Origin of the sequence: Haloarchaeobius caseinilyticus, assembly GCF_051207395.1 — an archaeon.
Taxonomy (GTDB): Archaea; Halobacteriota; Halobacteria; order Halobacteriales; family Natrialbaceae; genus Haloarchaeobius.
Window position 1 is genome coordinate 21,341 of sequence record NZ_JBPJZC010000002.1, and the last position, 15,445, is coordinate 36,785.

Here is a 15,445-nt window from a genome sequence, read left to right on the forward strand (position 1 = left end):
TTTGTAGAGATTATTTATTAGCAATAAACAATGTTTTCTAAATTTTCCGTATCGAAAACGGTAATGAACTAACTCTGGGGCCAAAAACGGTCTTCGTTCCGTCGCGCGCACCCAGAACAGAACCCGGTTCGACGACGACCGAGAGAGGGGTCAGTCGGCCAGCCCTGACGGGGGTGTTCCTGGCAGTTCGTCCCGGTCGTGGGGGGCGTCGAAGTCGGGGTCAGGACCGACCGGAATCAAGCCCGAGGGATTCACGTCGCCGTGGGTCGTGTAGTAGTGTTCTTTGATGTGGTCCATGTTGACCGTCTCGGCGATGCCCGGCAGTTGATACAACTCGCGGGTGTGGCCCCAGAGGTTCGGATAGTCGGTGACGTGGTTGGCGTTGCACTTGAAGTGGGTGTGATACACCTCGTCGAATCTGACGAGCGTGGTGAACAGGCAGACGTCGGCCAGTGTGAGTCGCTCGCCGACGAGATATCGCTGGCCGTCGAGGACGCTCTCCCAGTGGTCGAGCGCGTCGAAGAGGTCCGAGACGGCCGTTTCGTGAGCCGCTTGCGCACTGGCGAACCCCGCGCGGTACACGCCGTTGTTGATTGGGTCGTAGATTGTTTCGATGGCCTCGTCGACCTCCTCCCGCAGGTCCTCGGGGTAGAGGTCCGCACCAGTGGTCCCGAGGTCGGCCATCGCGTCGGCGAACATCTTCACGATCTCCTCGGATTCGTTGTTGACGACGGTCTCGTGTTTCCGGTCCCAGAGGACTGGAACTGTCACCCGGCCGGTGAACGAGTCGTCGACGGCCGTGTACACCTCGCGGAGGTAGTCCGCGCCGGTGACCGTATCGGGTGTACAGTCGTCTTTCGACGGCGTGAACTGCCAGCCGTCTTCGGCACGGTACGGGTCGACGATGTCCATCGACACGACGTCTTCGAGGCCGAGCAGTCGCCGAACGGCCATCGCGCGGTGCGCCCACGGACACGCGCGTGAGACGTACAGGTGGTAGCGTCCAGCTTCGGGCTGGAACCGAGCGTCGTCGTCGGTGCGAATCCAGTCGCGAAAGCTCGTCTCCTGTCGGTCGAACTCGCCTTCGTCGTTCGTGCTCTCGTATGCGTCTGTGCGCCACTCGCCGTCGACGAGCATGTGCATACGCTCGCTAAGCCGTGGCTTCGCATAATCACTCGGTCGCCCCTGGTAGTCTTCCGGTATCTCGATTCCACGCGCACAAATTATTAATTCCCAATACAGAAAAGAAATATTTACCCGCTGTGATGATATGATTCCATGTATGAACCAATTCGTTCGAACCCTCGTCGCGGTCACGATGCTGGTGGTCCCACTCGTCGGACTGTTGTTTATCGCGCTTTGAGACAGGCGACACGCGTACTGCGGATATCGCCGGGACGCGCAGGCAGATTGTCGTCCTACCAGTCACCCTGAAACATCACGCGGAGCCCTGCGCGCGACGCGATGGTCTCCAGTCGAGTCTTTCGTTCGGATCGGTCCCCGCCCGTCCAGAGGTACGGCCCTGTCGCGAGTTGGACCGCCGGTCGCATCGGTTCACCGTTCGGGTGCACTGGTTCACGGTGTAACACGGCGTATCCATCGTCCTCGGGGTCGTACGGTAGCGAGAGGCCGGCGGCGAGGTGGTGATTCTCTACGAGGTAGTCGACTGCCTGTCCCATCGTGCCCTGTTCGGTACTGCTTCCGACCGCGCCGATGGAACTGCGGTCGTCGAAGAACCGCACGACGAACTCGCCGTCGTCGTCGGCCGCGGTAGCCGAGACCGATTGCACGTCGTCGGCAATCGTGGGGTCGTCGGCAGTAGTCGTGGAGTCGCTAGTAGTCGTAGAGTCGTCTGCAGCCATCGAGTCGTCGACAGCCCCCGAGGCAGTACTGTCTGCATCGTTCGCCGTCGTCGTTGGCACTGTCTCGTCTGGCTCGTCGCGCTGGTGTTCGTGGTTATCGACTGCCGGTGATTCGTCGTCGTGTTCTCCGAATTCTCGGCTGCCAGCAGTCGCATTCGTGTCTGCGGTGGCCGCGCTGCCTGCGACAGCCTCGTCACCGAGCGTCGACACGAGGTCGTCGACGAACGTCGCTGTCTCGTCGGCGAGTACGTCACGCGCGTCGCCGCCGGTCACGGCGAGTACGGTGTCCAGAATCGCTGTTTCGAGGGCGTCTCGCTCGGCGTCGATGGCGTCGGCGGCCCGTTTTCGGACCACGTCGTCGCGCGATTCGAGGCGCGCCGCGGTCGCAGCACGAGTGTACTGTTCGAGGGTCGATTCGTTCGCCGGGAGGTCCGAAAGCGGCGCGGTGAAGCCGTCTTCGTCGTCGTCCCGGAGCGCGACGAACGCGAATCGGCGACCGTTGGTGAGCAGTCCGTGGTCGACGGTGGCGTCGCGCATCGCGGCCGTGAGTGCCTCGCCGTCTGCGGCCGTGAGCGAGTCGTCGGCCGCGACCGCCGCGACGAACACGCCGGGGACGCCGGCACAGCAGAGTGCGTAGTCGACGGTGTGGCCGCTCGGGAGGGCGTACTCGGCTTCGACACCTGTCTCGCGCACGTCCCAGCCGAGCGCGGAGAGCAGTGGCTCGACCAGTCGCAACTGGGTGTTCCGCAGGCCGAGGCTGTCCGTTTCGGCGAGGACAGCCTCGGCGTGGTCGACGTACTCGCGCAGGGCCGGGGGCGTCATTCACCGGCCGTAGGCCCGTTAGCGGCTTGTACTTTTCCTGATTCGCTCGCCAGTACTGTGTGGATTTCTCGTGGCTGCTGTGTCGTCGGTTGGTTTCGTTCGAACTGTCGTCGCTGCCGGATTGCTCGTGGACAAGGTCACTAACGCCGATGAAACACGACCGCAGCCACTACCTCTCCATCCGACTCCTCACTCGGCTCACTTCGTTCGCCGCCCTCGTCGTCCCTCGTGAGAGAACGCTCTCACTTGCCCCCGTTCGCACGCTCACGGGGACCTCGCGCGCCAGAGCGGTTGCGACGGCTCACCTCGCGTCCGAAAATCGGGACCTTTCGCGTTTCTGGTCCGTGTTCACACCGCGCGCCGATACTGCACCGGCCACTCCACGGCGTCTTCGCGGCCGAGTTCTTCGGCGGCGTGGAGCGTGAAGTAGGGGTCACGGAGGTGTTCGCGGCCGACGATGGCGAGGTCGGCCCGGCCGTTGCGAATCAGGGCGTCGGCCTGTTCGCCCGTCGTGATGCCGCCGACTGCACCCACGAGTACGTCGAGTTCTTCGACGAGTCGCTCGGCGAAGGGCACCTGATAGTTCGGGCCAGTGTCGGGCAGTTGCTGGTTCGGGTGCAGGCCGCCAGCGGACACGTCGACGAGGTCGACACCGCGGTCTTCGAGGTCCTGCGCGAGGCGGGCCGTCTGTTCGATGTCCCACGACTCTCGGTCAGGGAGCCAGTCGGTCGCAGAGACACGGACGAACACGGGTTTCTCGTCGGGCCACACCTCGCGGACGGCGTCGACGACCGCTCTGACGACACGGGTCCGGCTCTCGAAGTCGCCGCCGTAGCGGTCGTCCCGCTGGTTCGTCACCGGCGACAGGAATTCGTGCAGCAGGTAGCCGTGGGCAGCGTGCACTTCCGCAATCTCGAATCCGGCGTCGAGCGACAGTTCGGCCGCGGTTCGAAAGTCCCCGACGAGTTGCTCGACAGCCTCGGTCTCCAACGTCTCGACGGCCTTCCCGTCGTCGTAGGGGTACGCCTCCGCCGATGGTGAGGGTGCGACCCAGCCGCCCTCGTCGGGGTCGACCGGTTCAGAACCGTCCCACGGCGGTGCCTTCGAGCCCTTGTGGCCGGCGTGGGCGAGTTGAATGGCCGGCACGGACCCTTGTGACCGGATGAAGTTCGTAATGGGTGCGAGTGCATCGGCGTGGTGTTGGCTCCAGATACCGAGGTCGTCGGGTGAGATGCGCCCTTCTGGTGTGACGGCGGTCGCCTCGGTCATCACGAGGCCGGCACCGCCGACGGCACGACTGCCGAGGTGTTGCTGGTGCCAGTCCGTCGCCAGCCCGTCGCCGGCGCAGGAGTACTGGCACATCGGGGAGACCATCACTCGGTTCGGAATCGTCGTCTCGCGGACCGAAAGCGGCGCGAACAGGTCACTCATCGGCGGGGGTTGGGCAGCATGGGAAAAAGCGACTCCGGAGGCCGGGGGGATTGCCGGAAGGGAAACGGTGCGGGTGGCGGCGGTGGCTGCCGACCGGGAAAGACCGGGCTTATCGCGGTGGCCACGGAACGCCCCCGTATGAACTTACAGGACACCTTCGGCACCGACCGCCCGGTCGTCGGGATGGTCCACCTCCTGCCGCTGCCGGGCGCACCACGTTTCGACGGCGACCGCGCGTCTGTCCGCGAGTCGATGTTGACCGACGCCCGCGCGCTCGAAGCGGGCGGCGTCGACGCCATCATGGTCGAGAACTTCGGCGACGCGCCGTTCTACCCGGACGACGTGCCGAAGCACACCGTCGCGGAGATGGCCAGCCTCTGTACCGAACTGATCGACGCGGTCGACGTGCCAGTCGGCGTGAACGTGCTGCGAAACGACGCCGAGGCCGCGCTCTCCATCGCGGCGGCGGTCGGCGCACGCTTCGTGCGCGTGAACGTCCACACCGGCGCGACGGTCACCGACCAGGGATTGTTGCAGGGACAGGCTCACGAGACGATGCGTCTGCGCGAACGACTCGACGCGGACATCGCGGTCCTCGCCGACATCGCGGTGAAACACGCGACGCCGCTTGGCGACCGCCCGATGCGCGAAGAACTGGCGGACGCGTGCGAACGCGGCCTCGTCGACGGTGTCGTCGTCTCCGGTAGCGGGACCGGTTCGCCCACGTCACACGACGTGCTCGAATCCGCCCGCGATCTCCTCGACGAGCGGTTCCCCGAAACCCCACTGTTCGTCGGTAGCGGCGTCACCAGACAGAGCGTCGGACAGACGCTGGAACTCGCCGACGGTGTCGTGGTCGGGACGGCGCTCAAAACCGACGGCGAGACGACGAACCCGGTCGACGAAGCACGGGTCAGTGACCTCGTACGTGCAGCGAGACGGTAGCGAAGCGGACTCACGAACGAGCGACTGGGTGACAGTCGGGCAGAGTCGAGACGGGGATGAGTCGAGAACTGGGTCGGAACCGGCGGTTCATCTAGCGGGACGGGTGGGCAAAAAATCGGTCGCGTGTACTCATTCGACTGGGACGATTGGCGCCTTCTCGAACACCAGTTCGAGGATGCCGTTCGTGTATCGCATGCTGCTCGGGTCGGTCTCGACCGTGGCCGGCAGCGAGACAGACCACTCACCAGCGTACGGGTGCGAGACACGCAGCGATGCGGTTCGTCCTGTGCAGCGAATCGCAATGTCGTCGCGGTCCACCCCACCGGGGACGTCGGCGACTACGTATACGTCGTTCTCCTCCTGATAGACACTCCAGAGGATGCGGTCCGATAACCAGTTGCTCCCCCCGAAGTGACCCTCCAGTGCGTTACCGAAGAGTCGCTCGAACTCGTCGAAGAAGGGACCCATATCGTCCCTCCCGCCGGTATCCATACATATGGTACGCTGTACCACGGTATAGCTTTCACGCTTCAGAGTCACGAAAACATCAGCGCATCACCTCGATACTACCCGGTAACCCCCTCTCCGTTGCGTACCGAAGTTTCCCGTCGTGAGAGAAAGGCGCGACCTCTCAGATGCCGGTTACGTGCTGGCATCACCCGCCAGCTAGTCGCGGTTACGTGCCGCCGTCGGCGCGCCGGTTGATGTCGACGTGGTAGTACTGGAGCACGTCACGGCCGAGCAGTACGGGGTGTTCCATGTGACTGCGGTCTTCCACGCTGGCCTGCACGGTGTGGCGCTCGCCGCCGAGGTCGACGACTACGTCGACCATCGGGCGAACGCGACCGCGTTTGACGCTCCCCGAGCGCACGCGGATACTATCTCTGACCGGGCCAGCCCCGATGCTGGCGGCGAGTTTCGTGTCGATGCTGGTGCGACCGGCACCCGTGTCTGACTTCGCGTACACCGTCTCGGCACCGCTCGTCCCGATGACGGTGACCTCTTCGATGTAGCCGACCGACGCCTGCGTACCGTCGTCGTCGGCCGAACTCGGCGCACAGTCCGGCGTGGAGTCGTCGAGCGACGCGGCGAGTTCGCGGACTCGCTCCTCGTCGACGCGTCCACCTGCGCGTTCGATAGCAAGTTGGGCGATGTACGGCGCAGGTGAGTGCCCCGTCGCTTTGTAGAGGCCTTTGAACCCCGCGGTCGGGTTCACTTCGAGGACACACCAGCCGTCTGGCCCTTCGACGAGGTCGACGCCTGCGTAGTCCAGCCCGGTCAGTTCTGTCGCGTCGAGGGCCATCGCCACGACCTCGTCGGTGAGGGCGTCGCTCGCGTCTTCGACGTCGCCGCCAAGGGCCACGTTCGTCCGCCAGTCGCCCGGCGGTGCGTACCGGAACATCGCCCCGACGACATCGTCGCCGACGACGTAGACACGCAGGTCTCTGTTACGGCCAGCCTCGTCCGTCGTGTCCGCCACGTACTCCTGTAAGAACGCCTGTTTCAGGCCCACTGTCGGTGTCTTCTTCTCCTCGGTCCCGACCAGCCACGTGCCGGCCCCGTTCGTCCCGATTGCGGTCTTGTAGACGGCCTCTGGGGCGAAGTCGGAGAGCGCCTCGTTGAACGCGTCGTACGAGAGCGAGAGGAACGCGTCGGGGACTGGGACGCCACCTTCGGTCAGTGCGAGCGCAGTCCCGTACTTATCGAGCGCCGTGAGCGTCTCCTGGGGGTGGTTCAGCGTCGGGCGGAGCGTGGCGAGCCTGTTCGCCAGACAGAGCTCCTCGAACGGTGCTTCCGACTTCGAGAGGAGCAGTCGGTTGACGACCACGTCGACCTCGGGTACCAGTTCCGGCACCCCGTCGCGTATCCGAATCGCGGTGTTCTCTTCGCGAAGCCACTCGGCGCGGGCCCCGAGCGCCGTGATGGCGTTACAGATAGCCCTCGTCTCTGCGCTGCTGTGGAGGCTGAGGACTCCCACCGTCGGAGTCGCCGTATCGGTGTCCATAGGACAGGTACGTGGGCCGACTATTTCAGACCCCCGTCGATTTCGGGACGTGAGCCGTCAATCGTCGACGATGATCGGCTCCTTGTGGCTGATTTCGGTTCCGAGTACGTCGAGGAACTGCGAGAGCCAGTCAGGGTGGTCGGGCCACGCCTGCGCGGTGACGAGGTTCCCGTCGGTGGTCACGCCGTCGTGCCACTCGCCGCCGGCGGCTTCCACGTCGTACTTGAGTGCCGGGTAGGCGGTACAGCCGTACCCCTCGACGACGCCTGCAGCAGCCAGAATCTGCATCCCGTGACAGATACAGGCGACGGGTTTGTCGGCCTCGAAGAAGTGCCGGACGACGTCGAGAACTTCGTCGTAGTTCCGAAGGTATTCCGGCGCTCGGCCGCCGGGGATGACGAGTGCGTCGTAATCAGCAGGGTCGATGTCGGCGAACGTCGCGTTCAGCGCGAAGTCGTGCCCGCGCGATTCGAGGTACGTCTGGTCGCCCCGGAAGTCGTGGACGGCTGTCTTCACCGTCTCCTCGGCATCCTTCTCGGGACAGACCGCGTGGACCTCGTGGCCGACGGCCTGGAGCGCCTGAAACGGCACCATAATCTCGTAGTCCTCCACGAAGTCACCGGCCAACAGCAGGATTTGCTTGGCAGTCATGTGTCGGGTAACACCCGCGTGATACTTCGGCCAGCAGAGGCATAACTATTGGTACCATCGAACACGCAACGGAACGGTTTTACCAGCAGAAACAGCGACGACGAGACACACTCGAAACCGCGATTTGACTGTTCTACTCCTCTACGACGGTCGAATCGTCGCCGAGTGGCCCGTCGTCGAGCGGCGCGTCCTCGGCCACCGCCGAGGGACCGGCGTGGACCGGAACGAGCGTCGACACTCGTGCGTTTTCTTTGATACGAATACCGGCACCGCCGACCGACAGTGGCATCAGCGGGAGGTGCCCGCCGACGGTGACCGTCGAGTGCGACGTGCCCCGTGCCATGAGTTTGTTCCGCGGTTGGAGCAGCAGTCGGGCGTCGCCCTCGCCGACGAGGAGTTCGTTGTACTGCATGACGTACTGGCCCTCGTCCAGTTCCCACCAACCGTACTCGTCGTCGGGGTTTCGCTTCGTCAGCTCGTGTGGCTCGAAGCCAGCCTCTTCGAGTTCACTCTCGCCGAAGTCGATTCTGCCCGGTTCGACGACCTCGTGAATCGCACTGACGGTCAGGTCGATGCCGTGCTCTCGTACCTGCGTCTCCGGGTGAACGAACCCCTCCACACGTTCGACGATGTCCTGTCGCATACGCGGCGCTTGGAGGGCCACCCAGAAAAAGCCGACGCGGCACAACGGTTTTCACAGCCGGTTCCGTCTCCCCGGCCGTGAAACGTCGCCTGGGGCACCTCGTACTGGTCGCGTCCTTGTTGGCCCTGCTCGCCGTCGGGTTCGTAGACCCTCTCTGGACGGAACTCGGCTGGACGCAGGACTCAGATAACCAGCTATGGGTCGTAAAGGGCCTCCTCTCGGTGTCCGTCGCGGGCGGCACGTATGGCGTCTACCTGCTGGCGAGTCGCGCGCTCGACCGGGTAGTCAGGGACAAACGTCGCCGACACGACGTGCGCAGCGTCCTCCGCCTCTCCTTGCTGGTCGCTGCCGCCGTCGCTATCGCAGGTATCGTCTCCGGCCAGTGGGTCGGGGTGCTGTTCTCGCTCGGTATCGTCGGTTTCGCGGTGACGTTCGCCTTGCAACAGCCCCTCTCTTCCTTACTCGGCTGGGTGTACATCACGGTCAAGCGCCCCTACCACGTCGGCGACCGCGTCCGCATCGAAGAGGCCCGTGGCGACGTCATCGACGTGGACTTCCTCGTCACGACGCTGTGGGAGGTCCAAGGCGAACTCGTGACCTCGCACCAGCCCTCTGGTCGGGTCGTCACCGTGCCGAACAGCATGGTGCTCTCCTCACAGGTGTTCAACTACTCGCGCGACGAGTTCCCCTACGTCTGGAACGAACTCGCGGTGCAGGTGTCCTACGAGACTGACCTCGACTTCGCGAAAGAGACCATGCGCGCAGTGGCGGACGACTACCTCGGCGACGAGATGGCCGCCCGCATCGAGACCTATCGGCGACAGCTCGACAGGACGCCGGTCGAACTCGAAGTGCATGACCGACCGACGGTGAACGTGAAGATGGAAGAGACGTGGGTCGTCCTCCGACTCCGGTATCTCGTTCACCCGAAGCGGATGCAGGCGACGCGGAACGTCCTGTACGAGCGTATCGTCGAGGCGTTTCAGGCCGAACCCGAGAAGGTGGCGTATCCGGTCGGACGGTTCCGGTAACGGTGACGAAGCGGTCTCGCGGCAGCGTGCTCACTGCGGGGCCGCGAAGGCGTGGAAGCCGTCAGCCGCTTTCGCGTACACCACCCCATCGACGGGTGTGATGCCGTAGATACCCTGTCGAACCACGTCGGTGACCTGCACCTCTGGCGTCGAGACGTACCAGAGTTCTTCACCGGTCACCGCGTCGATTCCCTCGATTGTGCCGCCACTCGCAGCGTACAACACGTCGCCGACGACAGCGAGCGGTCGCGAGGGCGTCCACGGCGTCGAGTCGCGCCGGTCGGTCCCGTCAGCTGGGTCGAGTATCTGCAGTCCGTCATCGCTCTCGACGAAGACGGAAGCTGAGGTCACGACGGGTTCACTCCCAGTCTCTGGACCGGTCCACAGCGTCGACCCGTCGGTCGCATCGACCACCGACAGTCCGGCGTCGTGGTGTTGGACGTACACCCGCCCGTCGGCGACGACCGGGTTCGTCCACCGCTCACCCGCCTCTGGGACGTGAAACACCCGCTCGCCAGTCTCGGCGTCGACCGCGTGCAGCCCGTCGATTGCTGCGACGTAGACCACACCGTCGACGACGGCCGGGGTCGACTTCGTTTCGCTCTCCGTGTCGTATCGCCACAGTTCCTCACCTGTCTCGATGTCGAACCCCCGGAGGTGTGCTGGGACGGATTTGAAGCCACCCGAGTTGACGAAGACGCGCCCATCGGCGACGGCAGGCGCGCCCTGGATGCCGTCCATCTCGGGACCGCGCCAGAGGACTTCGCCAGTGTCCGCGTCACAGCAGAACACCTCGATGAACGTGTTCACGAACGCCCGCCCACTGACGAGCGTCGGCGGCGAGGAGACACCGTACGGGACCAGTGGCGTCTCGGTTCGTGTCTCGGCCGTCGACGGGTCACGGCCCACGAGACCGGTCGTGTCGTCGCCGACCATATCGAGGTTGTACAGCGTCCCGTCGGCCATCGCGGCGGTCCCTCCCGCGTCCAGCACCCACGTCTCCTCGGCCTCGCGGAGACCGGTCCCATTCGGGCTGTAGCCGGTGTTTCCGGCGTCGAAGCCGAGTTGTGGCCACGACCCGCTCGCCGAGACTGGTGGTTCACCCGGTGGTTTCGTCTTCACGCGCTCGTCGATGTCGGAGTGTGTGGCCATTTTTGATTCGGCCGTCGTCGGAACGGTCGTGTGAGTGGGCGGCTGGCTGGTGTTCGTTCCGGGTGACCCAGAATCGGTACAGCCTGCGAGGACGCTCGCACCCAGGACGCCGAGGAGGCGGCGGCGGGTTGGAGACATACGGAAAGAGTCAGACTATCTGGATAAGTGCTTTCGGCAAGATGAAATTTCTATTGCACGGTACAGATTGCCTCCCCAGCAGGTAAATCGGTGCCCGTCGTCGTGGTCGGTATGACCGATGAGTACGACGTCATCGTCGTCGGCGTCGGCGGCATGGGGAGTGCGGCCTGCACTCATCTCGCCGAGCGTGGCGTGGATGTCCTGGGAATCGAGCGATTCGGCGTGCCGCACACGAACGGCTCGTCCCACGGCTCGACGCGCATCATCCGCAAGGCGTACCACGAACACCCGGACTACGTCCCGCTGGTCGAACGCGCCTACGAAAACTGGCGCGACCTCGAAGCCGCGACAGACCGGGACCTGTTACACGTCACTGGCTCGGTCTGTGCCGCGCCCGCCGACGGCGACCTCGTCGCGAACGCCCGGCGCGCCTGCGAAGAACACGGCCTCTCGTACGACGACCTCACGGCGAGCGAACTGAACGACCGCTTCCCCGGCTACGGGATTCCCGAAGGCTACGACGCGCTCTACCAGGCAGACGGTGGCTTCCTCGACTGCGAACGAGCAGTCATCGCGCACGTCGAGCGCGCACAGGCTGCCGGCGGGACGGTCCACGCACGCGAGAAAGTCACTGCGTGGTCGGTCGACGAACCAGCGGGCGACGCGGAGGAAGGCCGGGTCACGGTCGAGACCGAGCGCGGCACGTACACCGCCGACTCGCTCGTCCTCGCGGCGGGCGCGTGGAGCGCGAACCTCTTGCCCGACCTCGCCGGTGACGCCATTCCGGAGCGACAGGTACTCGGCTGGTTCCAGCCGCCGGAGCCGAGCGACTTCACTCCCGAGACGTTCCCAGTCTTCGTCACCGAAGCCGACGACGGCACCGAGTACTACGGCTTCCCGCGATACGACCGCCCCGGCGTGAAAGTCGGCGTCTATCACCACTTGCACGAGAAGGCAGACCCGGACGACCTCGCCGACCCGACCCGCGAGGACGAGCGCGAACTCCGGCGGGTTTTGTCGGACCACTTCCCCGCTGCCGACGGGCCGACGATGGGCCTCTCGTCGTGCATGTTCACGAACACACCAGACATGGACTTCGTCGTGGATACGCTCCCGAACCAGTCGAACGTGGTCGTCGCCGCGGGCTTCTCGGGACACGGCTTCAAGTTCTCCAGTGCCATCGGGGAAGCACTTGCAGACCTCGCCACCGACGGCGAGACCGAGTTGCCTATCGATGGGTTCGCCATCGACCGACCGGCGCTCACTGACGCCTGAGCGATTCCGTCCCTCTCCCGACCCCACAAACGCTTAGGTGGCCACCGTGAGCAGGCCAGATATGGACGTTCCATCGGACCAGATCGCCCGCTTCGTCGCCGCGACCGCCGCCGAACCGAACGCACTCGGCCGCGAGATGGACGAGTACGCCGCGGAACACGACTTTCCACACGTCGGGCCAGAGGTCGGCGGCCTCCTCCGCATGCTCGCGCGCATGGTCGACGCGAAGCGCGTCTTCGAGTTCGGCTCTGGCTTCGGGTACTCGGCGTACTGGTGGGCACAGGCGCTCCCCGACGACGGCCTGCTCGTCCTCACGGAGTTCGACGCGGACGAACTCGACCAAGCGCAGAAGTTCATGGCCCGCGGCGGATTCGGCGACATCTGTTACTACGAACACGGGGACGCGCTCGACGCCATCGACGACTACAGCGGCCCGTTCGACTGCGTCCTCATCGACCACCAGAAACACCGCTACGCGGACGCGTTCGAGGCGGTCAAAGAGAAAGTCGCACCCGGCGGCATCGTCGTCGCCGACAACGCGATGACTGCCGGCCCAATCGAATTCGAGACGTTGCTCGCGCTGGTCGAAGGTGAATCAGTCACCGACGATGGGACTTCGGTCGACGACGCGAACGAATCGACGCGTGGCGTCTTCGAGTACCTCGAAGCGGTTCGTAGCGACGACGACTTCGAGACGGTCGTCCTCCCCATCGGTGAAGGAATCTCGGTCAGCTACCGCAAAGAGTGAGTCGAGACAACGGAGTCAGGACGACTGTCTCAGAAAAATCGGCTGTTCGGTCGCGAGTCGTTACTGCTGGCCGTCAGCTTCGGGTTCGGTCCCGAACTCGAACGTCGCACTCTCGCTAGCCGCGCCCTCGTCACTCGACTCGTTTCGGGCCGCGTCGTCGTGGACTCCATCGACGAGCGCGACACCCGCGGGCGCGGCCGGTTCGTCCGGTTTCGCGCCGTCTGCCACGTCGAACGTGTCGACCTTCACGGCGAGGGCCTTCGCCCGCTGTGCGAGGTGTTCGATGCGCCCGGACACATCCGTCAGGTTCGCCGTCTGTTCCTCGGCCGCGGCCGCGACCGTCTCCGACTCTGCAGAGGTCTGGGCTGCGATGCTCGTCGCCTCTTCGACCATGGCGACGACCTCTTCGGTCGATGCTGCCTGTTCTTCGGTCGCCGCCGAAATCTCCTGCACGCCGTCGTTCGTCTGGTCGGCGTTGCCCGCGATTTCGTCCAGCGCGCTCGCCGCGTCGTGGACGCTCCCGGCGTTGTTCGCGACTTTCTCCTTGGTCGCCCGAACCTCCGCGGCAGTCCGGTCGGTCTCGTCGCGAATCCGTTCGAGACGACTCTCCACGTCGTCTGCGGCGTTCTTCGTCTCCTGTGCGAGTTCTTTGACCTGCTGGGCGACGACTGCGAACCCGTCGCCGTCCTCGGCCGCGCTCCCGCGAGACGCCTCGATGTTGGCGTTCAGCGCGAGCATGTTCGTCTCCTTCGCCACGTCGGAGATGAACTCGACGAGTTCGTCGATTTCGGCCATCTCGGATTCGAGTGACTCGATTGCGGCGACCGCACTCTCGGACTCGTCACCGATCTCTTCCATCCCGGTGATGGCTGCTTGTGCGGCTGTACGACCTTCGCGGCCCGCCCGTGCGGTCCGCTCTGCGACGTCTGCCACGTCGTTGGTCGTCGCGGCGATTTCTTCGGTAGAGGTCGACAGGTTCTCCATCTCCTGATTGGTCGACCGGAGGCTGTCGAACTGGCGGTCCGAACCGACCGAAATCTCTTGGACGGATTCGGTCACCTGCTCACTGGCGCTGCGGACCTCGCTGGCCGACACCGCTGCGGCCTCGCTGGCCTCGCGAACCTCGGACGCGAACACCTTCGTCTCGCCGACGGTCGTCTCCAGTTCGTCGAGCATCTCGTTACACGACTGTGCGACCGAGGTCATCGCCGAGGACCGACTCTCCGGGTCGAGTCGGCGAGTCAGGTCGCCGTCGGCGACGGCTGTCATCGTCGCGTCGTACTGGCTCGCCTTCCGCTCTAAGTGCTGGCTCAACTGCTCGGACTGGTGGCGGGCCGCTTCTGCCGCCGACCGAGCCGACTCCACCTCGTCGATTCGGTCTTTCAGCGACGCGCGCATTTCGTCGAACGACCGGCCGAGGTCACCGATTTCGTCGGCGCGGTCGGTCGGAACGTCGGCGTCCAGATTCCCTCGCTGCAGCTGTTTCGCGGACTCAGAGAGCGTACCGACCGACCGAACCGTGTTCCGGCCGAGCGTCAGTCCGAGGACGGCCACACTGGCGAACACCAGACCGACGAGCAGCATCATCTGGTTCGAAATCGCGTGTTGGAGCGCGTACGCCTCGCTCGTCTGGACCCGCGCCGAGACGGTCCACGGGACGGTTTCGGCCGTCGTGTAGCCGACCGCCAACGACTGCGACTTCGACTCCGCGTCTGCCTCGAACCCATCGCCTGCCATCTCCATGGCCATCGGGTCGACGCCGAGCAGGTTCGCGTCCTCGCTGGAGGACATGACCACTTTCCGGTCTGCGTTGCTGACGACGGTCTCCCCACCTTCAGGGCTGTGAAGCAGACTCTCGCCCAGCGTCTCCATGTCCGCCATCGTCACGATTGCCTGGTTCTCCTGGCCCTGCACTTCGGTGACGAACATGACGTACGGCGACCCGTCGTCAGCGAGTTGGAACGCATCGGAGACGGCCACCGTCGGTGTGTTCTCCCCGGTCATCGCCTGCACCCGTTCGAGCACCGGATCTTTCACCTGTGTCTGTGTCTTCATCGCGCGACGCCCGCCCTGTTTGAGTTCGATTTCGCCGTTACTGGAGTCGACGAGGTACGCCGCGGTGACGTGCTCGTTCCGCTGAACCGTCCCCCGTAACTCGTCCTGAATCCGCCCGTAGGCGTCGTCCCGACCGCTCACGGTGGCGACGGTCACCCCGAGTGAGCGGGTTTTGCTGTTCATCGAGTCGAACCAGCCATCCAGTTGTCCCTGCTGCAGTGCTGCGTTCGTCGTCAGTTCTTCCTGTGTCTCTTCCTCCAGTGCGCTCCCCGCGTTGTCGTACACGTAGAAGCCCACCGCCCCGGCGACCACCGTCACTAGAAGCAACCCCATGAGGAACTTCGCGGCGTAACTGCTACGCAGTCGCGCCGGAAGCAGTGTTTGTGCGAGCGTGCCCATCGAGTGAGGACTGCCCGTGCAGCACCGTAAAAGTTTCTGGAAAATTATATGTTTGTGTACCTACTTGTACGTCGAACTCGTGGCGTGATTGTGCGTCAACTGGTTTCACAATAGACCGCTGTACCCGCTATATTTCGTGGGTAGAAGTGGCCAACAGATTTATGGCCGTTATCGAGTAGTGGAACCGCTGGGTACAAAGATCTTACCCAAAATCGGAATATGACGGGAAAATTATGTTTCTTGCTGTCGGCGATTCACCGTTCAGAAACGGAGAGATATTCTTTCGGT

General features: G+C 64.4%; 13 protein-coding genes. 4 read left to right on the forward strand and 9 right to left on the reverse strand.

Translation table 11 applies throughout. The annotated features are described in order from the left end of the window. Window positions 1-150: 150 nt before the first annotated feature. From ACSC1P_RS11380 to ACSC1P_RS11390, 3 genes are all read right to left on the reverse strand, one after another. Window positions 151-1,143 carry a glutathione S-transferase family protein gene (locus tag ACSC1P_RS11380; protein ID WP_435360302.1) on the reverse strand — a complete coding sequence of 331 codons (993 nt, stop codon included), beginning with the start codon at window positions 1,141-1,143 and terminating at the stop codon, window positions 151-153. A 275-nt stretch (window positions 1,144-1,418) separates the two neighbouring features. After that, window positions 1,419-2,684 carry a hypothetical protein gene (locus tag ACSC1P_RS11385; protein WP_435360303.1) on the reverse strand — a complete coding sequence of 422 codons (1,266 nt, stop codon included), beginning with the start codon at window positions 2,682-2,684 and terminating at the stop codon, window positions 1,419-1,421. 348 nt (window positions 2,685-3,032) lie between these two features. Next, a complete protein-coding gene (locus ACSC1P_RS11390; RefSeq protein WP_435360304.1) occupies window positions 3,033-4,115 on the reverse strand; it encodes an NADH:flavin oxidoreductase/NADH oxidase in 1,083 nt (360 codons plus the stop codon). Between the two features lie 138 nt (window positions 4,116-4,253). Here ACSC1P_RS11390 and ACSC1P_RS11395 point away from each other — a divergent pair, with 138 nt between their 5' ends. Continuing rightward, window positions 4,254-5,060, forward strand: a complete 807-nt coding sequence (locus tag ACSC1P_RS11395; RefSeq protein WP_435360305.1) for a BtpA/SgcQ family protein — start codon at window positions 4,254-4,256, stop codon at window positions 5,058-5,060. A 129-nt stretch (window positions 5,061-5,189) separates the two neighbouring features. Here ACSC1P_RS11395 and ACSC1P_RS11400 read toward each other — a convergent pair whose 3' ends face one another. The 4 genes from ACSC1P_RS11400 to ACSC1P_RS11415 form a co-directional block, all read right to left on the reverse strand. Then, window positions 5,190-5,528, reverse strand: a complete 339-nt coding sequence (locus ACSC1P_RS11400; RefSeq protein WP_435360306.1) for an Hsp20/alpha crystallin family protein — start codon at window positions 5,526-5,528, stop codon at window positions 5,190-5,192. A 208-nt stretch (window positions 5,529-5,736) separates the two neighbouring features. Further along, entirely contained in the window at window positions 5,737-7,065 is a 1,329-nt protein-coding gene (locus tag ACSC1P_RS11405; RefSeq protein WP_435360307.1) for a RimK family alpha-L-glutamate ligase, read from the reverse strand. Window positions 7,066-7,122: 57 nt separating this feature from the next. Further along, window positions 7,123-7,716: a DJ-1/PfpI family protein gene (locus ACSC1P_RS11410; RefSeq protein WP_435360308.1), complete on the reverse strand. Its 594-nt coding sequence runs from the start codon at window positions 7,714-7,716 to the stop codon at window positions 7,123-7,125. A gap of 133 nt (window positions 7,717-7,849) precedes the next feature. Further along, the gene (locus ACSC1P_RS11415) at window positions 7,850-8,359 is read right to left on the reverse strand and encodes a dCTP deaminase/dUTPase family protein (protein WP_435360309.1); all 510 of its coding nucleotides are present in this window, start codon (window positions 8,357-8,359) and stop codon (window positions 7,850-7,852) included. Between the two features lie 77 nt (window positions 8,360-8,436). Here ACSC1P_RS11415 and ACSC1P_RS11420 point away from each other — a divergent pair, with 77 nt between their 5' ends. After that, window positions 8,437-9,390 carry a mechanosensitive ion channel family protein gene (locus ACSC1P_RS11420; protein ID WP_435360310.1) on the forward strand — a complete coding sequence of 318 codons (954 nt, stop codon included), beginning with the start codon at window positions 8,437-8,439 and terminating at the stop codon, window positions 9,388-9,390. A gap of 30 nt (window positions 9,391-9,420) precedes the next feature. Here ACSC1P_RS11420 and ACSC1P_RS11425 read toward each other — a convergent pair whose 3' ends face one another. Continuing rightward, window positions 9,421-10,680 (reverse strand): outer membrane protein assembly factor BamB family protein, encoded by a 1,260-nt coding sequence (locus tag ACSC1P_RS11425; protein ID WP_435360311.1) that lies wholly within the window; start codon window positions 10,678-10,680, stop codon window positions 9,421-9,423. Window positions 10,681-10,791: 111 nt separating this feature from the next. Between ACSC1P_RS11425 and solA the strand changes: the two genes are divergently transcribed. Further along, on the forward strand, window positions 10,792-11,955 hold the full coding sequence (gene solA / locus ACSC1P_RS11430; protein ID WP_435360312.1) for an N-methyl-L-tryptophan oxidase: 1,164 nt from the start codon (window positions 10,792-10,794) through the stop codon (window positions 11,953-11,955). Between the two features lie 61 nt (window positions 11,956-12,016). Continuing rightward, entirely contained in the window at window positions 12,017-12,703 is a 687-nt protein-coding gene (locus ACSC1P_RS11435; RefSeq protein ID WP_435360313.1) for an O-methyltransferase, read from the forward strand. Window positions 12,704-12,763: 60 nt separating this feature from the next. Here ACSC1P_RS11435 and ACSC1P_RS11440 read toward each other — a convergent pair whose 3' ends face one another. Further along, on the reverse strand, window positions 12,764-15,157 hold the full coding sequence (locus ACSC1P_RS11440) for a methyl-accepting chemotaxis protein (protein ID WP_435360314.1): 2,394 nt from the start codon (window positions 15,155-15,157) through the stop codon (window positions 12,764-12,766). Window positions 15,158-15,445 lie beyond the last annotated feature (288 nt).

What these genes read in the sequence shown, in the direction of transcription:
- ACSC1P_RS11400 (WP_435360306.1), bottom strand. Translation starts at nt 5,528, where the DNA reads ATGGGTCCCTTCTTCGACGAGTTCGAGCGACTCTTCGGTAACGCACTG.
- solA (WP_435360312.1), top strand. Translation starts at nt 10,792, where the DNA reads ATGACCGATGAGTACGACGTCATCGTCGTCGGCGTCGGCGGCATGGGG.
- ACSC1P_RS11380 (WP_435360302.1), bottom strand. Translation starts at nt 1,143, where the DNA reads ATGCACATGCTCGTCGACGGCGAGTGGCGCACAGACGCATACGAGAGC.
- ACSC1P_RS11415 (WP_435360309.1), bottom strand. Translation starts at nt 8,359, where the DNA reads ATGCGACAGGACATCGTCGAACGTGTGGAGGGGTTCGTTCACCCGGAG.
- ACSC1P_RS11390 (WP_435360304.1), bottom strand. Translation starts at nt 4,115, where the DNA reads ATGAGTGACCTGTTCGCGCCGCTTTCGGTCCGCGAGACGACGATTCCG.
- ACSC1P_RS11405 (WP_435360307.1), bottom strand. Translation starts at nt 7,065, where the DNA reads ATGGACACCGATACGGCGACTCCGACGGTGGGAGTCCTCAGCCTCCAC.
- ACSC1P_RS11395 (WP_435360305.1), top strand. Translation starts at nt 4,254, where the DNA reads ATGAACTTACAGGACACCTTCGGCACCGACCGCCCGGTCGTCGGGATG.
- ACSC1P_RS11410 (WP_435360308.1), bottom strand. Translation starts at nt 7,716, where the DNA reads ATGACTGCCAAGCAAATCCTGCTGTTGGCCGGTGACTTCGTGGAGGAC.
- ACSC1P_RS11385 (WP_435360303.1), bottom strand. Translation starts at nt 2,684, where the DNA reads ATGACGCCCCCGGCCCTGCGCGAGTACGTCGACCACGCCGAGGCTGTC.
- ACSC1P_RS11435 (WP_435360313.1), top strand. Translation starts at nt 12,017, where the DNA reads ATGGACGTTCCATCGGACCAGATCGCCCGCTTCGTCGCCGCGACCGCC.
- ACSC1P_RS11440 (WP_435360314.1), bottom strand. Translation starts at nt 15,157, where the DNA reads ATGGGCACGCTCGCACAAACACTGCTTCCGGCGCGACTGCGTAGCAGT.
- ACSC1P_RS11425 (WP_435360311.1), bottom strand. Translation starts at nt 10,680, where the DNA reads ATGTCTCCAACCCGCCGCCGCCTCCTCGGCGTCCTGGGTGCGAGCGTC.